We start from the raw sequence: 23,776 nt of genomic DNA, 5'->3' as shown, positions 1-23,776 counted from the left end.
GTGATGTCGCTTCTGAACACCCCCCTCCACGAGCTGGACCCGGACGTCGCCGCCGCCGTCGACGCCGAGGTCCACCGCCAGCAGTCGACCCTGGAAATGATCGCTTCGGAGAACTTCGCTCCGGTCGCGGTCATGGAGGCCCAGGGCTCGGTCCTGACCAACAAGTACGCCGAGGGCTACCCCGGCCGCCGCTACTACGGCGGCTGCGAGCACGTCGACGTCGCCGAGCAGATCGCGATCGACCGGGTCAAGGACCTGTTCGGCGCCGAGTACGCGAACGTGCAGCCGCACTCCGGCGCCTCCGCCAACCAGGCCGCCCTCTTCGCGATCGCCCAGCCCGGCGACACGATCCTCGGCCTGGACCTGGCGCACGGCGGCCACCTCACCCACGGCATGCGCCTGAACTTCTCCGGCAAGCAGTTCAACGTGGTCGCCTACCACGTCGACGAGGCCGGTCTGGTCGACATGGCCGAGGTCGAGCGCCTCGCCAAGGAGAACAACCCGAAGGTGATCATCGCGGGCTGGTCGGCCTACCCGCGCCACCTGGACTTCGCCGAGTTCCGCCGGATCGCCGACGAGGTCGGCGCGTACCTGTGGGTCGACATGGCGCACTTCGCCGGTCTCGTCGCCGCGGGCCTGCACCCGAACCCGGTGCCCTACGCGGACGTGGTCACCTCCACCACGCACAAGACGCTCGGCGGCCCGCGCGGCGGCATCATCCTGGCCCGCGGCAAGGAGTTCGCGAAGAAGCTGAACTCCGCGGTCTTCCCCGGCTTCCAGGGCGGCCCGCTGGAGCACGTGATCGCGGCCAAGGCCGTCTCCTTCAAGGTCGCCGCGTCGGACGACTTCAAGGAGCGCCAGCAGCGCACCCTGGACGGCGCCCGCATCCTGGCCGAGCGCCTGGTGCGGGACGACGCGAAGGCCGTCGGCGTCGACGTCCTGTCCGGCGGCACGGACGTGCACCTGGTCCTGGTGGACCTGCGCAACTCCGAGCTGGACGGCCAGCAGGCCGAGGACCGCCTCCACGAGGTCGGCATCACGGTCAACCGCAACGCCGTCCCGAACGACCCGCGCCCCCCGATGGTCACCTCGGGCCTGCGGATCGGTACGCCGGCGCTCGCGACCCGCGGCTTCGAGGCGGACGACTTCCGTGAGGTCGCCGACATCATCGCCGAGGCCCTGAAGCCGGACTTCGACGCGGCGTCCCTCAAGGCCCGTGTGACCGCTCTGGCCGACAAGCACCCCTTGTACCCCGGCCTGAAGTAGTTCCGTACCCTCTGTTTGTACGCTTTTGTTCGTATGCCGTTGTTCATACGTACGAAACATCGGGGCACCCCGCACACTGGAGAGTGAGCGAGGTGCCCCGCACCACGTCCCGCACCGCCTTGTACTTCTGCATCACCCCGGCAGACAACGGCGTCTACCAACCACCCTTGGAGTTCTCGTGGCCATCTCGGTCTTCGACCTGTTCTCGATCGGCATCGGCCCGTCCAGCTCCCACACGGTCGGACCCATGCGCGCGGCCCGCATGTTCGCGAGCCGCCTCAAGAACGAGGGCCTGATGGCCCACACCACGGCGATACGGGCGGAGCTGTACGGCTCGCTCGGCGCCACGGGCCACGGCCACGGCACCCCGAAGGCCGTCCTGCTCGGCCTGGAGGGCGAGTCGCCCCGCACGGTGAACGTGGAGGGCGCCGACGACCGTGTCGAGGAGATCAGGAGCGGCGGCCGCATCAACCTCCTCGGCATGCACGAGATCGACTTCGATTGCGACGAGGACCTGATCCTGCACCGCCGCAAGGCGCTGCCGTACCACGCCAACGGCATGACGATCTTCGCGTACGACCGTGAGGGCGCCCTCGTCCTGGAGAAGACGTACTACTCCGTAGGCGGCGGTTTCGTGGTGGACGAGGACGCCGTGGCGGGCGAGAACCCGATCGTGCCGGACGACACCGTCCTGCGGCACCCCTTCCGCACCGGCGACGAGCTGCTCCGCCTCACGGAGGAGACGGGCCTGTCCATCTCCGCGCTGATGCTGGAGAACGAGAAGGCGTGGCGCACCGAGGAGGAGATCCGCGCGGGTCTGCTCGACATCTGGGGCGTCATGCAGTCCTGCGTCTCGCGCGGCATGTCCCGCGAGGGCATCCTGCCGGGCGGCCTCAAGGTCCGCCGCCGCGCCGCGAACTCGGCCAGGCAGCTGCGCGCCGAGGGCGACCCGCAGGCCCGCGCCATGGAGTGGATCACGCTCTACGCGATGGCGGTGAACGAGGAGAACGCCGCGGGCGGCCGGGTGGTCACCGCGCCCACCAACGGCGCGGCGGGCATCATCCCGGCGGTCCTGCACTACTACATGAACTTCGTGCCCGGCGCCGACGAGGACGGCGTGGTCCGCTTCCTGCTGGCGGCCGGCGCGATCGGCATGCTCTTCAAGGAGAACGCCTCGATCTCCGGCGCCGAGGTCGGCTGCCAGGGCGAGGTCGGCTCCGCCTGCTCGATGGCGGCGGGCGCGCTCGCCGAGGTCATGGGCGGTTCCCCGTCCAAGGTCGAGAACGCGGCCGAGATCGGCATGGAGCACAACCTGGGCCTGACCTGCGACCCGGTCGGCGGCCTCGTCCAGATCCCGTGCATCGAGCGCAACGGCATGGCGGCGGTCAAGGCCGTCACCGCCGCGAAGATGGCGATGCGCGGCGACGGCTCCCACAAGGTGTCCCTCGACAAGGTCATCAAGACGATGAAGGAGACGGGCGCCGACATGAGCGTCAAGTACAAGGAGACCGCGCGGGGTGGTCTCGCGGTGAACATCATCGAGTGCTGAGGAGCTGGGCCGTCGAGCCGCGGACGACGAGTTCCGGCTCGAAGAGCAGCTCGCCGGGGTGCGTCTGGGTGCCGCGGATCTGGGCGCACAGCAGGTCGACCGCGGCGCGGCCCATCGCCTCGATGGGCTGGCGCACGGTCGACAGGGGCGGCTCGGTGCAGGTCATGAAGGCCGAGTCGTCGTAGCCGACGACGGAGACGTCGGCGGGGACGGAGAGGCCCTTGCGGCGGGCCGCCCTGATGGCGCCGAGGGCGAGCGGGTCGCTGCCGCAGACGATGCCGGTGACGCCGCGGTCCATGAGGCGCGCGGCGGCGGCCTGACCGCCCTCCAGGGAGAAGATGGACCGCTCGACGAACGCGTCGGGCAGCTCCATGCCCGCTGCCTCGGCGGTGTCGCGGGCGGCCACGAGCTTGCGGCGCGAGGGCACGTGGTCGGCCGGGCCGAGCACCAGGCCGATCCGTTCGTGGCCGAGCGAGGCGAGGTGGCGCCACGCCTGCTCGACGGCGACGGCGTCGTCGCACGCGACGCACGGGAAGTCGAGGCCCTCGATCGACGCGTTGATGAGGACGACCGGGATGTTCCGCTCGGCGAGGCGCCGGTAGTGGTCGTGCGGCGCGTCGGCCTCCGCGAAGAGGCCGCCGGCGAAGACCACGCCGGAGACGTGCTGCTGGAGCAGCAGGTCCACGTAGTCGGCCTCGGAGACGCCGCCCCTGGTCTGTGTGCACAGCACGGGGGTGAGGCCCTGCTGCGCGAGGGCGCCCCCGATGACCTCGGCGAACGCGGGGAAGATCGGGTTCTGCAGCTCGGGCAGCACGAGGCCGACGAGCCGGGCCCGCTCGCCGCGCAGCTGGGTCGGCCGCTCGTAGCCGAGGACGTCCAGGGCCGTCAGCACGGACTGTCGGGTCGCGGCGGAGACACCGGGCTTGTCATTGAGGACACGGCTGACCGTCGCCTCGCTGACCCCCACTTTCTTCGCAACTTGAGCAAGTCGTCGCGTCATGGCCGCAAGAATAGCGCAAGGCCTGCAAGCCAGTTACGTAAACGGCCGCCCGGAATCCGGACGGCCGTGCACGTGTGCACCTCCTGCACAGGTCAGGGCTGCATGGTGAGCTTGAACGTGGACGTGTCGTTCTTGATGTCCTGCCCGTTGCCGCTCAACTTGGGCCGTACGAACGTGGCTTCACCGACGGCAGGTCCCTGGCCCGCCTCCGGCATCTCGTTGACGTAGATGCCGATCGGCGCGCCCGTGATCGACACGTCGGTGAAGACGGTGTCCTTGACCGGGAACTCCGGTTGGCTGCCTGTGTACTTCGTCTGGAACATCACCCCGTGGAACGTCGGGTCGACGATGTCGACGTTGTTCACGCGGATCCCCTGGAAGACCTTCGACGCGGAGAACGCCCAGACGGCCGGGAAGTCCTGGCCCTTCCAGAAGGTGCCGCCGGCCCGCTCGACCGTGATGTTCTCGAACGTGGTCGGATCCTCGCCGAAGCCGTTCATCGGGTAGCCGAAGTCCAGCGAGGAGATGGTGATCCCGGAGTAGACGAGGGTGTCGGCGATGCGGCTGTTGCGGAAGGTGTTGTTGTAGCCGCCGTAGACGGCGAAGCCCGCCGCGCGCCAGGTCAGGAGCGAGGTCAGGTTCTCGTAGACGTTGTTCTTCATGTCCGCGCCGCCCGCGTCGATGGCGGAGAAGAGGGCGAAGCTGTCGTCGCCCGTGGCCCGCGCCTCGTTGTTGGCGACCAGGTTGTCGGTACTGCCGTTGGTCATGTTGACGCCGTCGGCGAACATGTCGCGGATCCGCGCGTTCTTGATGGTCATGCGGTCCGTGTTGGCGCCCCAGTAGAGGCACACCATGTGCTCGTTCCAGATGTCGTCGATGGTGATGTCGGAGACGTTCTGGAAGTCGAAGACCTTGCCGGGGCCGTCGATGCGGGACGTGTAGTTGCCGAAGTAGGCGAAGCCCGCGAAGGAGGAGCCCTTGGCGCTCGCCTCGGCACGGAATCCGACGTCCGTGTTGTCCTGGCTCCTCGGCGCGTGGAACCGGGTGAACCAGGGCCCGGCGCCGACGACCTGGACGGCCTTTCCGTAGACCTGGAACTTGCTGCTCGTCTCGTAGTCGCCGGGCGGCAGGTAGACGCCCGTCAGCTTTCCGCCGGTGTCCATGCGGACCTTGTCCAAGGCGTTCTGGACGTCCTGGTGCGTGAATCCGGCGGGCACCGTGTAGGCGGCCGGGTCGGGGTTGGCCTTCGCCGTCACCTGCTCCAGGTCGACGAAGTCGATGGCGTACCGGGAGGTGTTGGCGCCGTCCTTCTGCAGCTTGATCTTGCTGCCCGCCTTCACCGTCCCGTCGAGCATGACGTGCGCCTCGTCGTAGATGTGCCGGGCGGGTCCGGCTCCCGGCGAGTTGCCGGGCGAGGCCTCGTCCCCGTACAGCCAGGCGTACTTGGAGGTGAGGTCGATGGCCTTGCGGAAGACGCCGTCCACGTAGACGTTCAGGGTCGCCCGGGTGCCTCCGCCGCCCGGGGCGTCCGGGATGGAGAAGCGGGTGACCAGGGTGTTGGTGTCCTGCTTGGCGGTGAACTCCACGGACTCGCCGGTCGAGTTCAGCGTGACGGCCTTGCGGCCGGAGGCCTCGCCCGCCAGGTCGCCGACGGTGCGGTTGGGGCCGACGGTCTTCGCGCCGCCCGCGAGGACGCCGTCCTCCGCCTCGTAGGTGTCGTAGGGCATGTCGGCGCCCCTGCCGACGAACAGGGAGTGCGTGGTGGTGTTGTTCCCGCGCTTGACCGGCAGTTCGTTGGCGTCGTCGGCGATGACCGTGCGGATCGTGAAGCGGCCGTCGCCCGCGGTCCAGGTGCCGAGCTTGACCGGCGCCGTGGTGTCGCCCGCGCCGATCACGCCGTTGTGCTCCCCGGTCAGGGTCTTCAGTGTGGCGCCCTTGTCATCCTGGAGGATGAGCTTGATGCCGTGCCCGCCGGACGCGGACGCCTTCGCGCCCTGGTTCTTGACGGCGACACTGAAGGTGACCTCTTTGCCCTTGGAGGGCGCGGACGGCGTCCAGCTCACCGGGGACGCCACCAGGTCGGAGGAGTCGACCGGCTTGACCACGAGCGGGCTCGGCCCTGTGTAGGTGTTGTTGCCCTCGTCCTGTTCGATCACGTCGTTCTTGGTGTCCACCTCCGCGCTGAAGGGGTACGAGCCCGCGTCGCGCGCGCCCGTCCTGGCGCTCACCGTCGTCGACTCGCCCGCGCCGAGCGCGCCCACGGCCGCCGTGCCCGCCTTGTCGCCGCCGAGGCGGAAGACGGCGTCGGTGGCCGTCGAGGCCTCGGTGCCGCGGTTGCGCACGGTCGCGGTCAGGGTCAGTTCGTCGGTCTCGGTCGGCGCCTCGGGGGCGTACGACAGTTTGGTGATCTCCAGGTCGGGGTTGGCCGCCGGGGCGCCCATGACCTGGAACTCGGCCACCTGCCCGGCCGTGGCGCCGCTGTTTCCGGTGAACCTCAGGCGTACGTCGGCGACCTTGGCGGACACCGGGACGGTGACGGTGTTCTGGTTGCCCGACGGACTGAAGGAGTACTCCTTCTCCGCCACCAGCGAGGTGAAGTCGGAGGCCTTCTGCTCCCGCCCGAGGACCTGCATCTTCTGGGTGCGCGCGCGCCATCCGGCGTCCGGGTTGAGCTTGACGACGACCGCGTCGATGTCGGCGTTGGCGCCGAGCTCGACGGTCAGGGTGTTGGGGTAGCTGCCGGCGGCACCCTCCCAGTAGGTGGACGTCTGTCCGTCGTTGGCGTTCTCGGCGACGAAGGTGTGGATCACCGAGGAGGCGCTGATCGGCTTGGACTCGGCGAGGTTCTTGTTGCCGCCGCCGGGCCGGGTCACGGTGTTGCTGTGCGCGGAGACGTTGCCCGCCGCGTCGCGGGCCCGGACCGTGTAGGAGACGGTGACGCTCGCGGGACGGGTGTCGGTGTACGTCGTCGCGTCACCGGCCACGGACTTCAGGAGCTTGCCGTCCGCGTACACGTCGTACGCCGTGACCTTCACGTTGTCGTCCGACGCGCCCCAGGTCAGCTTGATCTCACCGCTGGAGGGCTGACTGAGGGTGAGGTTCGTGGGTGCGGTCGGCGCCTGGGTGTCGCCCGAATCCCCCTTCCGTGTCACGGAGTTGCTCTGGGGTGAGGCGTTGCCCGCGGCGTCGCGGGCCCGCACGTAGTACGTGACGGTGGCGCTCACGGGGCGTGTGTCGGTGTACGTGCGCACGTCACCGGCGACGCTGGTGAGCAGCTCCCCGTTGGCGTAGACGTCGTACGCGGTCACGCCCTTGTCGTCGTCGGAGGCGTCCCAGGCGAGCTTGACGCGGCCCGGCTCCGGTTCGGTGAGGGCGAGGTTCTTCGGCGCGGTGGGCGCCTGGGTGTCGCCGCCGGCCGGGCCGTAGATCTCCAGCTCGGACAGCTGGCCCGCGGGCTGCGCGGTGTTGGCGGTGATCAGGACGCGGACGTGGCGCGTGGTGACGGTGTCGAGGGCGAGGGTCGCGGAGTGTTCCGAGGCCGCGGTGAAGGCGTACTCCTTCGACGCGGTCAGGTCGGTGAAGTCCGAGCCGTCCGTGCTGCCCTGGATCTTGAGGGTCTGGCTGCGGTCGCCCCAGCCGTCGGGCAGGCGAAGGACCACCTCGTCGATCCGCGCCGAGCTGCCGAGGTCGGCCTGGATCCACTGCGGGAGCTTGCTGTTCTCGCTCTCCCAGTAGGTGGCGCGGTTGCCGTCGTTGGCTTTGGCGGCGGTGTAGTCCTGCGTGTGGCCGCTCGCCTTGAGGGTCTTGCCGAGCGCCAGGTTCACCGAGGCGTCGGCGGCCGCGTGCACCCGCAGTTCGGCGAGCTGGGCGGCGGGCCAGCCGGTGTTGGCGGTGATGTGCACCCGTACGAAACGGGTCTGCACGGACGGGAAGCGGATCGTCACCGTGTTGGCGGAGCCGGGCTCGAAGGAACGGGCCCCGGACGCGGCGAGGGTGCCGAAGCCGCTGCCGTCGGCGCTGCCCTGCACGGACAGGGTCTGCTTGCGAGCCTCCCAGGCGGGGGGCAGCTTGAGGACGACCTCGTCCACGCGCGTGCCGCGGCCGAGGTCGACCTGCACCCACTGCGGCAGGTCGGTCGACGCACTCTCCCAGTACGTGCCCGCGTCGCCGTCGGTGATGTGGGCTGCGCCGTACTCCGCCTTGGCGCTGCTCGCCTTGGCCGGCTTGCCCGCGGCCAGGTCGGGGCCGCCCGCCGCCGCCGCGGGCAGGGCGGGCAGGCCGAGGAGGAGGAGCGTCGCGGTGAGAGCGGCGGCGAAGGGCCGCCACCACCGGTGCGGTCTTCGGGCTCCGCCTCGTGCGGCGCGGGCTCCGCCCCGTGCGGCTCTGATGCGTCTCATGACTCGTGTGACTCCCTCACTGTGGGGCACGCAGTTTCTGGCGTGAAGCAGTGGGAGAATTGCAGAGAACTGTCGAGCTGACTACAGCCGTACCGGAAGTTGTGACAGCGCCAGTCGGGCCTACCTCCACCCCACCATCCAGTTTTTGCAATCTTCGTACAAGTTATTGCGCGCCCAGTTGCGTCGGTGGTTATGTGTGCGCCGCACCACCCGGCACCCGCAGCACGGACGTACAGCACGACCCGGAGGGGGTCTCCCGATGTCATCCACGAGCAGCCCACGCAGCCGCAGCGGCCGCACCCTGTCGCTCGCCACCGCGACCGTTCTCGCGCTGGTCGCGCTCACCGCGTGCGGCACGAGCAGCGACGGCACCGAATCGGACTCCGGCGGCAAGGTGAAGCTCGACGTCAACGGGCAGCCACCCAAGACCCAGGCCTTCGAGCGCAAGCTCTACGACAAGCACGTGCGGCAGTTCGAGAAGGCCAACCCGGACATCGACATCGTGCCCCACGAGGGCTTCATGGACCCGAAGACCTTCAACGCGAAGCTCGCGGGCGGCAAGCTGGAGGACGTCTTCTATGTCTACTTCACCGACACCCGGTCCCTGATCGAGAAGAAGCAGGCCGCGGACATCACGGACGCCGTGAAGGACATGCCGCGCCGCGGCGACCTCCAGGACCCGCTGATGAAGATCTTCCAGGACGACGAGGGCCGCCAGTACGGCCTGCCGACGTCGAACTACTCGATGGGCCTCATCTACAACCGCGCCCTGTTCGAGAAGGCCGGCCTCGACCCCGACCAGGCACCGAAGACCTGGGCGGACGTCCGCAGGGCCGCCAAGAAGATCGCCGCGCTCGGCGACAACACCGTGGGTTACGCCGACTTCTCCAAGAACAACCAGGGCGGCTGGCACTACACGGCGGAGCTGTACTCACGCGGCGGCCGGATCGCGACCGAGAGCGACGGCAAGTGGAAGGCCGCGTTCAACACGCCGGAGGGCAAGGCCACCTTCCAGGACCTCTACGACATGCGCTGGAAGGACGACTCCATGGGCAGCAAGCAGCTGCTCCAGGTCGAGGACGTCCAGCGGATGATGGGCTCCGGAAAGCTCGGCATGTACGTCGCGGCCGCCGACAACATCACTGTCATCGCCAAGCAGTTCGGCGGGAAGTACGCGGACTACGCACTCGCCCCCGTACCGGACGCGAAGTCCACGCTGCTCGGCGGCGAGGGCTACATGTTCAACCCCAAGGCGTCCCCGGCGAAGATCAAGGCCGGCGTCAAGTGGATCCAGTGGCGCTACCTCAACCCCGACGTCATCGAGAAGAACGTCGCCGACTACGCCGACGCCGAGCTCCCCGTCGGCATCCCGATGCCGACCGTCCCCGACGTCTTCGAGGGCGCCGTCCGCGACCGGGTCGAGAAGGCCAAACAGGACAAGGCGAACATGCCGACCGGCAACTACCGGGCGTTCATGGACTCCGCGCCCAAGGTGCCCGGCGTGATCGAACCGCCCAGGGCCCAGGAGGTCTACGCGGTCCTCGACTCGGCGATGCAGTCCGTCCTCACCAAGAAGGACACCGACATCGACGCCCTGCTCGACGACGCCGAGAACAAGGTCAACGCGATCTACGACGCCTCCTGATGAGCGTGTCGCTGAAGACCCCAAGCCGGCACCCTGCCATCGCACCGACCCCCTCCCCCGCACCCGGCAGACCGCGGGCGGCCCGCCGCCGCGCGTTGCGCGAGCACGTGACGGCGTACGGGTTCCTGAGCGCGGCCGTGGTGATCTTCGCGCTGTTCTCGTGGTGGCCGATCGTCCGCAACGTCCTCCTCGGCTTCCAGGACGTCAACTTCGCCACCGGCAACACCTGGAACGGCACCAGCAACTTCGAGAAGCTCCTCGACGACCCGCTGTTCCTCACCGCCTGGAAGAACACCGGCCTGTTCACCCTGTACGCGCTGGTCCTCGGCTTCGCCGTGCCGTTCCTGACCGCGGTGCTCCTCAACGAGTTCCGGCACGCGCGGGCCTACTTCCGGGTCCTCGTCTATCTGCCGGTCATGCTGCCGCCGGTGGTGGTGGCGCTGATGTGGAAGTGGTTCTACGACCCCGGCCCCGGCCTGTTCAACGAGATCCTCCGCACCCTGCACCTGCCGACGTCGGCGTGGCTCGACTCCTCTTCCACCTCGCTGATCTCCCTGGTCATCGTCTCCACCTGGGCCAACATGGGCACCACGACCCTCATCTACCTCGCCGCGCTCCAGACCATCCCCGGCGAGCTGTACGAGGCGGCGGAGCTGGACGGCGCGGGCGTATGGCAGCGGCTGCGCCACGTCACGGTCCCGCAGACCCGGTTCGTGCTGCTCGTCCTGCTGCTGCTCCAGATCGTCGCGACGATGCAGGTGTTCACCGAGCCATACGTCATGACGGGCGGCGGCCCCGAGGACTCCACGGTGACCGTGATGTTCCTCGTCTACCGGTACGCCTTCGTCTACAACGACTTCGGCACCGCCAGCGCACTGAGCCTGCTGCTCCTGATCGCCCTGGGCGTCTTCTCAGCCCTCTATCTGCGGGTCACCCGCGCCGCCAAGGAGTGAGTGATGTCCGCCTCGACGCGCACCCTCGTCCGCCCCGCCGTCCTGAGGACGCGCAAGGGACGACTGATCTACTGGTCGGCCCTCACCGTCGCGCTCGTCCTGTTCACGGTCGCCTTCATCGTGCCCCTGTACTGGGCGGCGACCGGCGCCATGAAGTCGTCCACGGAGCTCGCGCGGAACCCGCCCACGTACGTCCCCGAGAGCTGGCACCCCGAGAACTACGCGAAGGCATGGCGGGAGATGGACCTCTCCGGCTACTTCCTGAACACCGTCGTCCTGGCCGGCGGGGCGTGGCTGGTGCAGCTCGCCGTGCAGGTCCCCGCCGCGTACGCGCTGTCGAAGCTGCGCCCGCGGTTCGGGAACGTGGTCCTCGGCCTGATGCTCGTGACGCTGATGATGCCCGCCACCGCGCTCCTCGTGCCGGTCTACCTCACCGTCGTGGACGTACCCCTGTTCAACCGCAACCTGATCAACAGCCCCAGCGCGGTGTGGCTGCCCGCCGCCGCCAACGCGTTCAACATCTACATCCTGAAGAACTTCTTCGACCGGATCCCCGACGAGCTCCTCGACGCGGCGAAGGTCGACGGTGCCGGGCCGGTGACGACCATGTGGCGCGTGGTGCTCCCGCTGGCCCGGCCGATCATCGCCGTGGTCTCCATCCTCTCCATCGTCACGGCGTGGAAGGACTTCCTCTGGCCGCTGCTCGTGCTGCCCGACCCGGCACGGCAACCGCTGAGCGTGTTCCTCCAGCGCGTGGCCCAGGACACCCCGCTCAACAGCCTGGTGGCCGGGCTCGTCATGGCGTCCCTGCCCCTGGTCGCGCTCTTCCTGGTCTTCCAGCGCCACATCATCGCCGGGCTCGGCGCCGGCAGCCTCAAGGGCTGAGCTCTCCGCAGCACGTCTTCGGAGCACGTACGAAAGGACTCCCCTTGCCCAGCACGGAGTGGTGGCGCAGCGCTGCCATCTATCAGGTGTACGTCCGTTCCTTCGCGGACGGGAACGGCGACGGCACCGGCGACCTGGCCGGTGTCCGCTCCCGGCTCGACTATCTGGCCGAACTGGGCGTGGACGCCCTGTGGTTCACCCCGTGGTACCTGTCGCCGCTCGCCGACGGAGGCTACGACGTCGCGGACTACCGCACCATCGACCCGGCGTTCGGCAGCCTCGGCGAGGCCGAGAAGCTGATCGCCGAGGCCCGGGAGCTGGGCCTGCGCTGCATCGTGGACGTCGTGCCCAACCATGTGTCCGACCAGCACGAATGGTTCAAGGCGGCGCTGGCGGCAGGGCCAGGGTCCCCGGAGCGGGAGCTGTTCCACTTCCGGCCGCACTCGCCGGAGCCGCCCAACGACTGGGTGGGCGAGTTCGGCGGGGTGCCGTGGTCCCGCACGGAGGACGGCGAGTGGTACCTCCATCTGTTCGCGCCCGAACAGCCCGACCTCAACTGGGCCCACCCGAAGGTCCGGCAGGAACACGAGGACGTGCTGCGCTTCTGGTTCGAGCGCGGCGCCGCGGGCGTACGCATCGACTCGGCGGCGCTCCTCGCCAAGGCGGAAGGACTGCCCTCCATGGACCCGGCCCGCCCGCACCCCTTCCACGACCGGCCCGAGCTGCACGACATCTACCGCTCCTGGCGGCGGATCGCCGACGAGTACGGCGCCGCGCTGATCGGCGAGATCTGGCTGCCGGACGCGGAACGCTTCGCCCGTTACCTGCGCCCGGACGAGCTGCACACCGCCTTCAACTTCGACTTCCTGTCCCGGCCGTGGGACCCGGCGCGGCTGTGGGAGTCGATCGACCTGACCCTGACCACGCACGCCCCGGTCGGCGCCCCCGCCACCTGGGTCCTCGCCAACCACGACGTGACGCGCACCGTCACCCGGTACGGGCGGGCCGAGGACACCGGTTTCGCCTTCGAACGCAAACGGTTCGGCGTCCCCACCGACCTGGCCCTCGGCACCCGCAGGGCGAGGGCCGCGGCCCTGCTCACCCTGGCGCTCCCCGGCTCGCTCTACCTCTACCAGGGCGAGGAGCTGGGGCTGCCGGAGGCGGACATCCCGCGGGACCGCATCCAGGACCCGATGCACGCCCGGTCGGGCGGCCTCGACCCGGGCCGGGACGGCTGCCGGGTGCCGCTGCCCTGGGACGGCGCCCCGGAGCGGAGCTGGCTGCCGGTGCCGCCCGACTGGTCCGCGTACGCGGCCGAGCTCCAGGCCCACGACCCGGGCTCGATGCTCTCCCTGTACCGGACGGCGCTTCGGCTGCGGCGCTCCTTCGCCGACGCGGGACCGCTGCGCCGGCTGCGCGCCGACGAGCCGCGCGTGCTGTCCTTCGCGCGCACCTGCGAGCGGGACGGCGCCACGCTGATCTGTCTGGTCAACTTCGGGCCCGACGACGTGGCACCGCCCGCGGACACCGAACTCCTGCTGGCCAGCGGTCCCTTGTCCCCGCGGGGGCGGTTGCCGCAGGACACCGCGGTCTGGCTGCGGGCCTGAGCGCCCGCGGCCGGGCCGCACACCCCCGGTTCTCGTTTGTCGGCAGGGCGGGATTTCGGGGACCATGGCGGAAGGGGAGCGCGAGGGCTCCCCTTCCGCCATGCGTCACCCGGCGCCTGTGCCGCGCCGCGAGTTCGGAGTTCCGGCAGTGCTTTTCGACGTCACCCGCTCCGCGGTCACCGGCATCTTCGGCGAGCACCGGCTCGCGACGCTGCCCGCGTCCGCGTTTCCCGCCTCCGCCGCGGACACGCGGGGTGCCCGGCTCCTCCAGGCCGTCGGCGTCCCCACCGGGACGCTCCATCTGCGGGAGCCCGACGAGGACTCCGGGCTGCTGCCGCTCGTCCGGGAGGTCGTCGACGTCGAGGACTTCGAGGGTCTGGAGGGCGTCGAGGGCGGGGCCGAGGCAGCGGGCGCCTGGCCCGTCATCGGCTGGCTGCTCAACGCGCACCTCGTCCTCGACCCCGCTTCCGGCAAGGTGTACGCCTTCGACCCCGACGAGGAGACCGCGCAGGAACTCCACGCGGACGTCTCCTCCCTCGTACACGTCACCCTCCGGTTCCAGCGCCTGCTCGACGAGTTCACCTTCGACGACGAGGGCGACGACGGCGACGAGGAGGAGGCCGGCTTCGAGCGGCTGGAGCGCGAGGTCGACGGCATCCGCGAGGAGACGAGCCGCGTCGACCCGCTCCCTTTCCGGGACGACGAGACCATGTGGTGGGTGGTCGGCGACGAGATCGCCGCCGGTCAGCGCTTCACGGGTGACAGCCCGGGAGGGCGCTCGCTCTACGGATGACCGGGTCCTTCGGACGGTTTGCGTAGCCGTTTGCGTAGTTCTACGGATGCCGGGACCGCCCGCGCCCTGAAAAGCTGGCGGAGGATGTATGCGCATCCATGGGGAGCCGAGCAGCGTGCGTCCCGCCGCGCCGCGTCCGCACCCCACCCGGATCGTCCGAACTAGGAACGCACATGGGCCCGCAGGGCGCGATCAGGAACCTTCACGCCCGCGCCCGGGCCCGCGACGAGCGCCACGGCCGCCCCGAACACCACGAGCTCCTCGGCGCCGTCCTCCGGCTGGACGCCGAGCCGTACGGCAGGGTGCGCACCGCACGTGCCGAAGCGCTCGTCGACGAGGCCGCCGCCACCGGCGACCGCCCCCTGCTCGTGGCGGCGCTGACCCTCCTCGTCCACTCGTACAGCTTCGGCGGCGAGTGCGCGCGGACGTTCGTTCCGTTCCGGCGGCTGCTGCGCCTGTACGACGAGAATCCGGCGGACTTCGGCGAGGACGACGTCCGGCGGCTGCACTGGATGTTCAAGTGGGTGGTGACCGACGCGCGGCAGCACCCCGACGTCCCGCTCACCGAGGTCGAGGCGTGGCTGTCCCGGATGCGGCGCCGCTACCGTACGGCGCGCTACTCCGAACGGGCCGCGCACGGCGCCGAGTTCAGGCTCGCGCGACATCTGGGCGACGCGTCCCGCGCCACTCGTGCGTACGCGGCGTGGACGGCGGCGGCCCGCGACGCCATGGCCGACTGTCTGGCCTGCGAGTACGCGACGGAGGGCCTGCGGCAGCTGGACCTGGGCGACGACCGGGCGGCTCTCGACGGATGGGAGCCTGTCCTGAGCGGCACCCACAGCTGTCATCGCGAGCCGCACGAGACCCTCGCCCGCTCGCTGCTGCCCCTGGTCCGCTTCGGCCGCACGGACCGGGCCCGCGACCACCACCTGCGCGGCTACCGGCTGGTCCGCTCCGACGAGGCGTTCGGCCCCGTCGTCGGGCTGCACGTCGAGTTCTGCGCGCTCACCGGCAACGAGCCGCGCGGCCTGCGGATCCTCGCCGAGCAGAGCCGGCGCTGGGCCGACACGGGTGACCCGCTCGACCATCTGGAGTGGCTGGTCGGCGCCGCGCTGCTGATGCGCCGCGCGGTGGAGACGGGCCGCGGGGAGCGTCCGGTGCCGGGGCCGCCGGGTGGCGCGTGGACGGCGGCGACGCTCCTGGACCACACCCGGGAGGCGGCCCTCGGCCTCGCGGCCCGCTTCGACCGCCGCAACGGCACGACCACCGTCTCGGACGGCGCACGGTCCCGCATGGCCGCGGAACCACTCGTGGCCGACCTGCCGTTGGACATCCGGCCGCCCCGCCTCGCACCACGCCCCCGCGACCACCGGCACGGTCACGGTCACGACCACGAATCCGACTCCGCGTCGTCGTTGTCCCCGCTGAACCGGGCCCGGCTGTGCCTGACTCTCGCGCAGTCCTTGGTCTCGTCCGGCGACGGGGCGGGCCCGCAGGCGGCACGGCTCCTGACCGACGCCGCGTACTTCGCGGGGCTGCCCGGGGGAAGCCCGCACCTCAGCGCGCTGGCCCGGCTGCGGCTCGGCGGGCTGCACTGCGAGGCGGGCCGTCACGACGAAGCCGTAGCGGTCCTGGAGTCCGTAATCCCCGACCTCGGCGACGCCCACGAAGCGGACGACCGCACCCGGGCGCACACCTGGCTGGCCCGGAGCCACCTCCGCACGCACCACCCGGCGTTGGCAGCGGCCCAGTTCCTGCACGCCGCCGAACTCACCCGCGCCTCGCCCGACGGCCGGCACGAGGAGGCTTCCCTCACCCAGCGGGCGGCGCAGGCGCTGGGCCTGGCCGGACAGCCCGCGGAGGCGGCCCGGGCCTACGTGCGCGCGGAGGAACTCTGGCGCGCCCTCGGCGAGCACGGCGCCCTGGTCCGCGCGCGGCGGGCCCGGGCGTGGGAGACGCTGGCCGCACACGGCCCGGCCGCGGCCGACGCCGTCATGTCGGAGACCCTGGACACCAACCGGCGCCACGCCGAGGAGGCGGAACAGGACCCGGAGCGCACGGAGCTGCAGGTGGAACTGGGCCGCACCCATGCCCAGTTGGCGCGCCTCGCGATGGAACACGCAGACGGCCCGCCGCTGGCCGAGTGGGGCACCGCCGAGCAGTACACGGCCAACGCAGGCGCCTTTGAAGCCGCGCTCGGGCACACGGAACGGGCGATCGAGACGCTCCGCGCGTGCGGGGGGCCGGGTCTGGCGGACCTGCACCCCACGGAACTCCTCGCCGCCCGCTTGGAGTTCGTCCTGGGCCGTCGGGAGGAGGCGGCGATCCGGGCCCGGCGCCTTGCTGCCGCGGTACGCGAACGCCCGGACCCGGACGGCACGTTGGCGCTCCTCGCGGAGGAGTGCGACCTGATCGCCGGGCCGGGCCGTACACCACCGTGCTGACCGGCCACATCCCTCTACTCCCCGGAGCCCTCGGGGCCCCCGGGCGGCCCCGCGGCACAGCGCGTCACCAGCGTTGCCAGGGCCGCGCGTGAGGTGACGCCCGTCTTGCGGTACACCCGGCCCACGTGGCTCTCGACCGTGCGCGTGCTGAGGCAGAGCCGGTCGGCGACGGCCTGATTGGTGAGGCCCTCGGCGACCAGCGCGGCGATTTCGCGCTCGCGCGGCGTCAGGGACGCGAACGGGCCGGACGGCAGTGGCGGGACGTCGGCGTGCGGGCCCGGCGGTGCGGGTGGTGTCGGGCCGGGCGCGGGGCCGCCCGAAGGGGGCGGGGTGGTGGGCGCGTCCGCGCCTCTCGGCCCCCGCCCCGCCGCCCTCTCCCCTTCCGCCCGCCCCCGCGCCGCCATGTCCAGGAGCAGTCGGGCGCCGCCCTCCTCGGCGAGGCGGAGGCCGCGGCGGGACATGGTGGCGGCTCGGGCGGTGTCGCCCGTGGCGGCCGCGAAGGGGGCGCCGAGCAGGAGGCTCTGGGCCTCCCGCAGAACAGCCCCGGCCCGCGCGCATTCGTGCGCCGACTCCGTGAACGCCCGCGCCGCCGCGGCCAGTTCGCCGCGGCGGGCCGCGACGAGCCCGACGGCGCGCAGGGCCGCGCCCCGCTGGACGGGCAGGCCGAGACGGTCCGCCAGAGCGAGTGCGTGGGACGCCCAGCGTTCCGCGTCCGCCACGTCCCCGGTGGCCAGCGACGCGGTGACGAGCAGCTCGAAGAAGTTGGGCCGCATCGAGGGCTGTACGCGGGACAGGTCGCTGTCACCGCCCGCGTCGAGGAGGATGTCCCGCACCCGGTGCGGGTCGCCCGCGCCGAGCGCGGCGTACGCGAGGAGGCACCGGGACACCGTCGCCCACCAGCCCGCCACCGTCCCGACCGTCGCGGCCGCCTCCTCGGCCGCGGCCAGCACCTCCGGGTCACCGGCCGGCCGCACCTGCATGAGGATGAGGGCGCGTATGGCCCGGCTGAAGCCGAGGAGTTCGGCGCCGCCCAGCGCTTCGGCGACCGCGACGGACTCGTCGGCCCACTCCAGCGCTTCGAGCAGGCGCCCCGTGGTGAGGCGGGCGTACGCGCCGGTGAGCAGCAGTTGCGCCAGCGCGAAGGGCCGGCCGGTGCGCCGGGCGATGTCGACGCCGCGTTCGGAGTGGCGCTGCGCGGCGGCGCAGTCGTCGAGGAACACCTCGCTCCAGGCCAGGCGCACCAGCGACTCGCACTGCCCGGCGAGGTCGGCGTCGGTCGTGACGTCGGTGAGCGCGGCGGCCTCGGCGGCGTACGTGCGCGCCGCGGCGGTCTCCCCCTCGTACACCTCCCCGAGCGCGGCCAGCGTCAGTGCTTCCGCGGCGCCGAGTTCGTCGCCGCGGAGCCGGGCGTCGGCAAGGGCGTTCGCCAGTTCGTCGCGCACTTCGGGGTAGCGGATGGCGAACAGGGCGCGGGCGCCCCACTCGACGACCAGGCCGGTGCGCTGGGCGGGCGGCGGGCCGGGGCGCCGGTCGAGTTCGCGGCGGAGCAGGGCGCCGGCCGCCGCGTACCGTCCGAGGATGCGCTCCATGAAGGCGCACTGCACGACGGCGGACGTCCGCAGCGCGTCTCCGCCCTCCGGCCCTTCCGGGGCGGGGCGGTGCGTCGCGATGAGCCGGTGGAGCAGGTCCCTGCTCTCCTTGACGGCGCCGGTCATGCCGAGTGCGGTCGCCTTCTTGAGCATTAACTCGCTGCGGGTGGCGTGGTGTTCGGGCGTGTCGGGCAGGACGCGGAGGACCACGCCGAGGAGCCGCGCGCTGTCGGCGGGGGCCGTGGCGACCGCCTGCTCCGCGGCTTCCGTCAGGACCGCCGCCGCTTTGGGATCCCAGCGGGACAGGGACTCCTCCACGTGATGGGCGCGGTCGGTGAGGGACGCGCCGGTCCGGGTGAGTTCGACGGCGGCCGCGCGGTGCAGCTCGAGGCGGCGCCAGGGGTCGACGGCCTCGCGTATCCAGGCACGCAGGAGCGGATGGCGAGGGGCGAGGCAGCGGGCGCGACGGTCCGGTCTGAGCAGGTCGCGGTCCACCAGCACCCGCAGTGCCGCGACGAGTTCGAAGCGGTCGGCTCCCGTCACGGAGGCGATCCGCTCCGTGTTCGCATGCTCGCCGAGCACCGCGACGGCGTCCATGGCGGCCCGCTCCAAGGGGGAGAGCGCGGCGAGTTCGTCGAGGAACGCCGCCGAGTGGTCGCCGTGGAGGAGAGCGAGGAAGTGCAGCGGGCTGCCCTCGCTCGCCTCGTACATCTCCGCGGCCCGCTCCCGCGGCACCCCGGCGGCAAGCCCGTCGATCAACGCGTCGCCGCTCAGGGGGCCGAGGGCGGTCCGCAGTACGACACCGGAGTCGAGGCCGCGCGTGAGGGCGGCGGAGAGCGCCGACGGGGACTGCCGTTCGCGCCGGGCGACGGCCAGCAGGAACGGGGCGCGCACGGGGTGGCGTACGAGGTGGTCGACGAGCTCGACGGTCGCCTCGTCCGCCCAGTGCAGATCGTCGAGGACGACGACGAGACCACGCCCGCCGACACCGCCGAGCGCCACCGCGGTGACCCGGCACAGATCGAAGAGGTCAGCGCCCGAGACCACGCCGGGGACCGCCCCCGGGACCACGTCCGGGCACGCGTCGCCGGCCTCCCCCCGCACGACCGCGGGCAGCCCGCCCAGCGAGGGGAACGCACGGCGCGCACGCGGGTCGAGTTCGGTGAAGGCGTCCGTGAACGGCCGCAGCGGGCGCTCCCTGGCCCTCTCCGACCCCCTCCCCCGCAGCACGGTCACGCCCCGGGCCCGCGCGAGCGCCGCGAACTCCGTCAGCAGCCTGCTCTTGCCGATGCCCGGGTCCCCGACCACATCGACGACGCCCCCCGTCGCCCCCGCGGCTTCCGTCGCCCCCAGGTTCCGAAGGAGCGCTTCGAGGCGGCCGAGCTCCGCACTCCTGCCCACGAACGGCGCCCGCCCCGCGGACCCCGCCGCGCCTCCGACCATCTCCACCACAGCCCACGCCCCCCTCACGGAGGCGCGCGGCCCCCTCGGTGACGTTGTACCGCACCCGCCTCGCGCGCGACGCGGGCCGGGATCTCAGTTCGTGCACAAGATATGGAGAAAGGTCACGGTTGGGACACGGAAGGAAGCGCTGGCCATGGGGCGTACTCCTTGTCATCGGGCCCCTGCGCGGCCGCTACCCTAACCCCCGTCAGTAGTGCACCAAGAAGGGGTGGATCCGGTGGCGGACATCGAGGAAGCGCGCAAGACGTTCGAGCAGTTCGACGCGGACGGCGACGGCTTCATCACGGCGGCGGAGTGGAAGAGCGCCATGGCCAGGATGGGCGACTTCTACCAGACCGAGGCGGTGGCCGAGGCCGTGATCGGCACGAAGGACACCGACGCGGACAAGCGTCTCTCGTTCGACGAGTTCTGGGCGAGCCTGAACAAGTAGTCGTCGGTGGGTCGGCCGCGAACCGACGCAGCGGAAGGGCCCGGCACACCTGGTGTGCCGGGCCCTTCCCGTGCCGTCAGCGCTTCAACAGGAAGGTGAAGCCCCCGGAGAGCCTGCCGCCCGGCCGTACCGCGCAGCCCTCGGCGATCAGCCGGACCGGGATCCGGGCCGCGAGGCGGACCGAGACGTCGAGCGACTCGTCGTCGGGACGGTCCGGCCCGTCACCCGTGACGCGCTCGTCGAGGTGCCGGAATACCCCCGCCGATCCGGAGGTTACCTCCGTTACGACCGCGGCACCCCGCCGCCTCGCCTCGGAAAGGCAGTCAGTCATGAAGATCGGCATCATCGGCGCGGGCAACATCGGCGGCAACCTCACCCGCCGCCTCACCGCTCTCGGCCACGACGTCTCCGTCGCCAACTCGCGCGGTCCGCACACCCTGACCGCCCTCGCCGAGGAGACCGGCGCGAAGCCTGTCACCGTCGGCGAGGCCGCGCGCGGCGCGCAGGTCGTCGTCGTGACCATCCCGCTCAAGGCCGTCCCCGATCTGCCCGCGGGCTTCCTCGACGGCGCGGCGGAGGACGTCGCCGTCATCGACACCGGCAACTACTACCCGCAGCAGCGCGACGGGAAGATCGCCGAGATCGAGGACGGCCTGACCGAGAGCCGCTGGACGGAGCGGCAGATCGGCCACCCCGTCATCAAGGCCTTCAACGGAACCTACGCGCAGGACATCCTCGACAAGCCCCTGCCCAAGGGCGCCCCCGGCCGGGTCGCCCTACCCGTCTCCGGCGACGACGAGGCCGCCAAGAAGATCGTGCGCGACCTCATCGACGACCTCGGTTTTGACACCGTGGACAACGGCGGCCAGGACGACTCCTGGCGTCAGCAGCCCGGAACTCCCGTGTACGGGAACGTCGGTGGAACGGACGAGATCCGCAAGGCGCTGGACGCGGCGTCCCCGGAGCGTACGGCGGAGTGGCGCGCCTGACCGACGCGCCCTCCTGGGACGGCACTCAGGGCGTGGCCCACTCCCGCAGCGCGTCCTCGTTCTCGAAGTGGGCCACGTTCTTGTCCAGCGGCGTCGACGTGTACTGGTGGATCTTCCACTTCGCCTGGATGCGGGGCTTGCCCGCGCTGACGTAGTCGGCGATCCACAGTCCGTCGCCCGCGTAGGACGTGGTGTCGTGGTTCAGCCAGAAGTCCCGGTTGCAGTACAGGAGAACCCGGTGGTGGGGGCGCAACCGCTTCACCTCCCGGATGAAGCGGTCCTTCTCACCGTTGCTCGCTCGCGTGTGGTTGCCCGTCCACTCCCAGTCCGCCGCCAGCAGGTCCCCTTCCTCCTCAGGCGCCTTGCTCACGAAGTACTCCGCCTGGGCCTTGATGTTGCCCGGCCACAGGAAGTGGTAGTAGCCGACCACGCAGCCGCCGTCGCGGGCGCGCTTCGTCTGGGCGGACAGTTTCGGGTTGATGTATGAACGGCCCTCCGTCGCCTTTATGAAGACGAAGGAGAAGCCGTCCGTGTCGAAGGTCGTCTGGTGGGAGCTGACGTCGATGCCACGGATCACGGGCGCCTCCAGATTGGGCGCTAGGCAGTACCTGAACTGCCCGTTTGGTGCCCGCTGTCGGCTACGGCCAACCGTCAACCATCAACTGTTCAACGGAAGATCCCGGTGTGCCCGAGCGAGTAGCGGCCCGGCTGCGGGTACACCGCGAGGCCGTGCGGTCCTTCGCCGACCGGGATGCGGGCCAGCTGCACTCCGGTCCGGGTGTCGATGGCGTACACCTCGGAGTCGTAACGCCCGGACAGCCAGAGGGTGTTGCCGTCCGCCGAGACGCCGCCCATGTCGGGGCTGCCGCCGTCCGGGAGCTTCCACTTCTTGGTGAGTCTGTTCTTCGGGAAGTCGAAGACGGAGATGGTGCCCTCGCCCCGGTTGGAGATGTACATCTCCTTGGAGTCGCGGCTGACGTACAGGCCGTGGCAGCCCTTGCCCGTCGGCATCAGCTTCGGCTTCGTGAACTTGTCGCCGTCCAGGACCCACATGCCGTGCGCCATCATGTCGGCGATGTAGAACGTCTTGCCGTCGGGCGACATCTTCACGTCCTGCGGCATGGCGCCCTTGAAGGGGATCTTCTGCTGGCCGACGACCTCCATCTTCTCCGTGTCGACCTTGAGGAGTTCGCCGGAGAACTCGCAGGACACGATGAAGTAGCGGCCGTCCATGGAGAAGTCGGCGTGGTTGACGCCGGCGCAGGTGACGGGGACGGTCTTGGCGCGGTTCATGGTCTTCGGGTCGCGGAAGACGAGTTCGCGGTCCATGGAGGCCATCACGACGGCGTGCTTGCCGTTCGGCGTGAAGTAGAGGTTGTACGGGTCGGAGACCTCGACCGTACGGCCCGTCCTGCCGGTGACGGGGTCGATGGCGGTGAGGCTGTCACCGAGGTCGTTGTTGACCCAGAGCGTCTTCATGTCCCAGGAGGGGACGACGTGCTGCGGCTGGTTGCCGACCTTGATCGTCTCGATGACCTCGAACTTCTTGGGGTCGATGACCGACACCGTGTTGGACTCGGTGTTGGGGACGTAGACGCGCTCGAGGAACTTCTTGGCCACCGGCTGGAGCGCGTTGGGGCGGTCGGCGGCGTACGCGTCCTTGGGGTCGAGTACGGGCGGCATGCCCGGCAGACCCGGTGCCGCCTTCGGCTTCGCGGGCTTGCGGACGCCTTCGGTGCCGAGCGCTTCGGTGTCACCCTTGCCGCCGCCGCAACCCGCGAGGGCGGCGAGGACGGCGCCGGCTGCGAGCACGGCCGCGGTGCGCTTGGTGGCCTTGAGCCGCAGGGCGTGGGGCAGCGTCTCGTTCGGGTTCAGGTGCATCAGGTCAGCAGCTCCGTGGTCGTGACCGCGCGCAGGCCGCGGCGTTCCAGTTCTTCCAGGACGGCGGGCAGGGCGGCCACCGTGTCCGCGTACCCGAAGTGCAGACTCACGACGGACCCCCCGCGGATCTGGCCGGCGACGGTACGGGCCACGGCCGGGGCGCCCGGCGACGTGAAGTCGAGCGAGTCGACGTCGTACGAGAGGACGTGCGGGTAGCCCGCGCGGTGGGCGAGGCGCTCGACCAGGGGGGTCGCCGTCCGGGTGCGCGAGGGGCGGAACCAGGTGCCGACGGAGCCGGTGAGGCGGCGCAGGCGGTCCGCGCAGCCGGTGATCTCGGCGTAGGCGTCGGCCTCGGACATCGCGTTGATGTCGAGGTGGTGGTGGGTGTGGTTGCCCAGGTCGTGGCCGCCGTCGAGGATGCGGCGCGCCAGGTCGGGGTGGGCGTCGAGCCAGCTGCCGACGGCGAGCACGGTGACTCTCGCTCCGGCCTTCTCCGCCTGGGCGAGCAGCGCCTTCGCGGTGGCCGGGTCGCCCTGGCCGTGGAAGGTGAGGGCGACCTGGGGGCGGGCCCGGGGGCCGTGGCTGATCTGGGCAGGGAGGCCGGGGAAGCGGCGGGGTGCGGGGGCGGCGGCCGGGGCGGGCCCGGCCGGGCGGGGGGTAGTGGCTGCGGGCGGGCGGTCGCGTGCGGGGGCGGCGGGGCCGGTCGCGGCGCACCCGGTGGTCAGCGCGCCCGCGGCGACCAGGCCGGCGCCCGCGCGCAGGGCTCTGCGGCGGTCGGTCTCGATCACCGGACCATTTAATGGGAAAAACATGGAAAAGGCGCTGATTGCCCGCTTCGGCGGTGTTACGGGTCGGGGCCCGCACCCGGCGAGCAGCCTCTCGAC

16 protein-coding genes and 1 pseudogene are annotated in these 23,776 nt (G+C 71.2%); 10 read left to right on the top strand and 7 right to left on the bottom strand.

The genetic code is table 11. The features are described from left to right. Positions 1-3 precede the first annotated feature (3 nt). Together glyA and AC07DO_RS33020 are read left to right on the top strand one after the other, a co-directional pair. The gene (gene glyA, locus AC07DO_RS33025; RefSeq protein ID WP_479064977.1) at positions 4-1,266 is read left to right on the top strand and encodes a serine hydroxymethyltransferase; all 1,263 of its coding nucleotides are present in this window, start codon (positions 4-6) and stop codon (positions 1,264-1,266) included. A 178-nt stretch (positions 1,267-1,444) separates the two neighbouring features. Continuing rightward, positions 1,445-2,815, top strand: a complete 1,371-nt coding sequence (locus AC07DO_RS33020) for an L-serine ammonia-lyase (protein ID WP_479064975.1) — start codon at positions 1,445-1,447, stop codon at positions 2,813-2,815. Here the strand turns inward: AC07DO_RS33020 and AC07DO_RS33015 are convergent. Both AC07DO_RS33015 and AC07DO_RS33010 read right to left on the bottom strand, forming a co-directional pair. Beyond that, complete coding sequence (locus AC07DO_RS33015; protein WP_479064973.1) at positions 2,802-3,815, bottom strand: LacI family DNA-binding transcriptional regulator; 1,014 nt, start codon at positions 3,813-3,815, stop codon at positions 2,802-2,804. The genes AC07DO_RS33020 and AC07DO_RS33015 overlap by 14 nt on opposite strands. 92 nt (positions 3,816-3,907) lie before the next feature. Beyond that, on the bottom strand, positions 3,908-8,212 hold the full coding sequence (locus tag AC07DO_RS33010; protein ID WP_479064971.1) for a discoidin domain-containing protein: 4,305 nt from the start codon (positions 8,210-8,212) through the stop codon (positions 3,908-3,910). A gap of 259 nt (positions 8,213-8,471) precedes the next feature. On the opposite strand from AC07DO_RS33010, the gene AC07DO_RS33005 reads away from it, so the two are divergent. The 6 genes from AC07DO_RS33005 to AC07DO_RS32980 all read left to right on the top strand — a co-directional run bounded on the left by AC07DO_RS33005 (position 8,472) and on the right by AC07DO_RS32980 (position 16,539). Further along, positions 8,472-9,857 (top strand): ABC transporter substrate-binding protein, encoded by a 1,386-nt coding sequence (locus AC07DO_RS33005; protein WP_479064969.1) that lies wholly within the window; start codon positions 8,472-8,474, stop codon positions 9,855-9,857. After that, entirely contained in the window at positions 9,857-10,810 is a 954-nt protein-coding gene (locus AC07DO_RS33000) for a carbohydrate ABC transporter permease (protein ID WP_479064967.1), read from the top strand. Before AC07DO_RS33005 ends, AC07DO_RS33000 begins: the two co-directional genes overlap by 1 nt. A gap of 3 nt (positions 10,811-10,813) precedes the next feature. Continuing rightward, the gene (locus AC07DO_RS32995) at positions 10,814-11,695 is read left to right on the top strand and encodes a carbohydrate ABC transporter permease (protein WP_479064965.1); all 882 of its coding nucleotides are present in this window, start codon (positions 10,814-10,816) and stop codon (positions 11,693-11,695) included. Between the two features lie 44 nt (positions 11,696-11,739). Continuing rightward, positions 11,740-13,302 (top strand): glycoside hydrolase family 13 protein, encoded by a 1,563-nt coding sequence (locus AC07DO_RS32990; protein WP_479064963.1) that lies wholly within the window; start codon positions 11,740-11,742, stop codon positions 13,300-13,302. A 148-nt stretch (positions 13,303-13,450) separates the two neighbouring features. Further along, positions 13,451-14,095, top strand: a complete 645-nt coding sequence (locus tag AC07DO_RS32985) for an SUKH-4 family immunity protein (RefSeq protein WP_479065404.1) — start codon at positions 13,451-13,453, stop codon at positions 14,093-14,095. Positions 14,096-14,268: 173 nt separating this feature from the next. Then, positions 14,269-16,539 carry a hypothetical protein gene (locus tag AC07DO_RS32980; RefSeq protein WP_479064961.1) on the top strand — a complete coding sequence of 757 codons (2,271 nt, stop codon included), beginning with the start codon at positions 14,269-14,271 and terminating at the stop codon, positions 16,537-16,539. Positions 16,540-16,553: 14 nt separating this feature from the next. Here AC07DO_RS32980 and AC07DO_RS32975 read toward each other — a convergent pair whose 3' ends face one another. Beyond that, entirely contained in the window at positions 16,554-19,571 is a 3,018-nt protein-coding gene (locus AC07DO_RS32975; RefSeq protein ID WP_479065402.1) for a helix-turn-helix transcriptional regulator, read from the bottom strand. A 238-nt stretch (positions 19,572-19,809) separates the two neighbouring features. Here AC07DO_RS32975 and AC07DO_RS32970 point away from each other — a divergent pair, with 238 nt between their 5' ends. Continuing rightward, entirely contained in the window at positions 19,810-20,022 is a 213-nt protein-coding gene (locus AC07DO_RS32970; RefSeq protein ID WP_150172461.1) for an EF-hand domain-containing protein, read from the top strand. Between the two features lie 76 nt (positions 20,023-20,098). Here AC07DO_RS32970 and AC07DO_RS32965 read toward each other — a convergent pair. Further along, positions 20,099-20,257 (bottom strand): annotated as a pseudogene (locus AC07DO_RS32965) (DUF1062 domain-containing protein); the annotation flags it as partial. Between the two features lie 94 nt (positions 20,258-20,351). Between AC07DO_RS32965 and AC07DO_RS32960 the strand changes: the two are divergent. Further along, positions 20,352-21,011, top strand: coding sequence for an NADPH-dependent F420 reductase (locus tag AC07DO_RS32960; RefSeq protein WP_479064959.1), 660 nt, complete (start codon positions 20,352-20,354; stop codon positions 21,009-21,011). Positions 21,012-21,036: 25 nt separating this feature from the next. On the opposite strand, the gene AC07DO_RS32955 is transcribed toward AC07DO_RS32960, so the two are convergent. The 3 genes from AC07DO_RS32955 to AC07DO_RS32945 all read right to left on the bottom strand — a co-directional run bounded on the left by AC07DO_RS32955 (position 21,037) and on the right by AC07DO_RS32945 (position 23,680). Next, positions 21,037-21,588, bottom strand: coding sequence for a glycoside hydrolase family 25 protein (locus tag AC07DO_RS32955; protein ID WP_479064957.1), 552 nt, complete (start codon positions 21,586-21,588; stop codon positions 21,037-21,039). Between the two features lie 89 nt (positions 21,589-21,677). Further along, complete coding sequence (locus AC07DO_RS32950) at positions 21,678-22,892, bottom strand: YncE family protein (RefSeq protein WP_479064955.1); 1,215 nt, start codon at positions 22,890-22,892, stop codon at positions 21,678-21,680. Then, positions 22,892-23,680 (bottom strand): polysaccharide deacetylase family protein, encoded by a 789-nt coding sequence (locus AC07DO_RS32945; RefSeq protein ID WP_479064953.1) that lies wholly within the window; start codon positions 23,678-23,680, stop codon positions 22,892-22,894. Before AC07DO_RS32945 ends, AC07DO_RS32950 begins: the two co-directional genes overlap by 1 nt. Positions 23,681-23,776: the final 96 nt, after the last annotated feature.

The organism is Streptomyces sp. NPDC045678 (assembly GCF_056432085.1).
The sequence above is the reverse complement of the archived record's forward strand: the minus strand, read 5'-3'. Positions and strand labels throughout refer to the sequence as shown.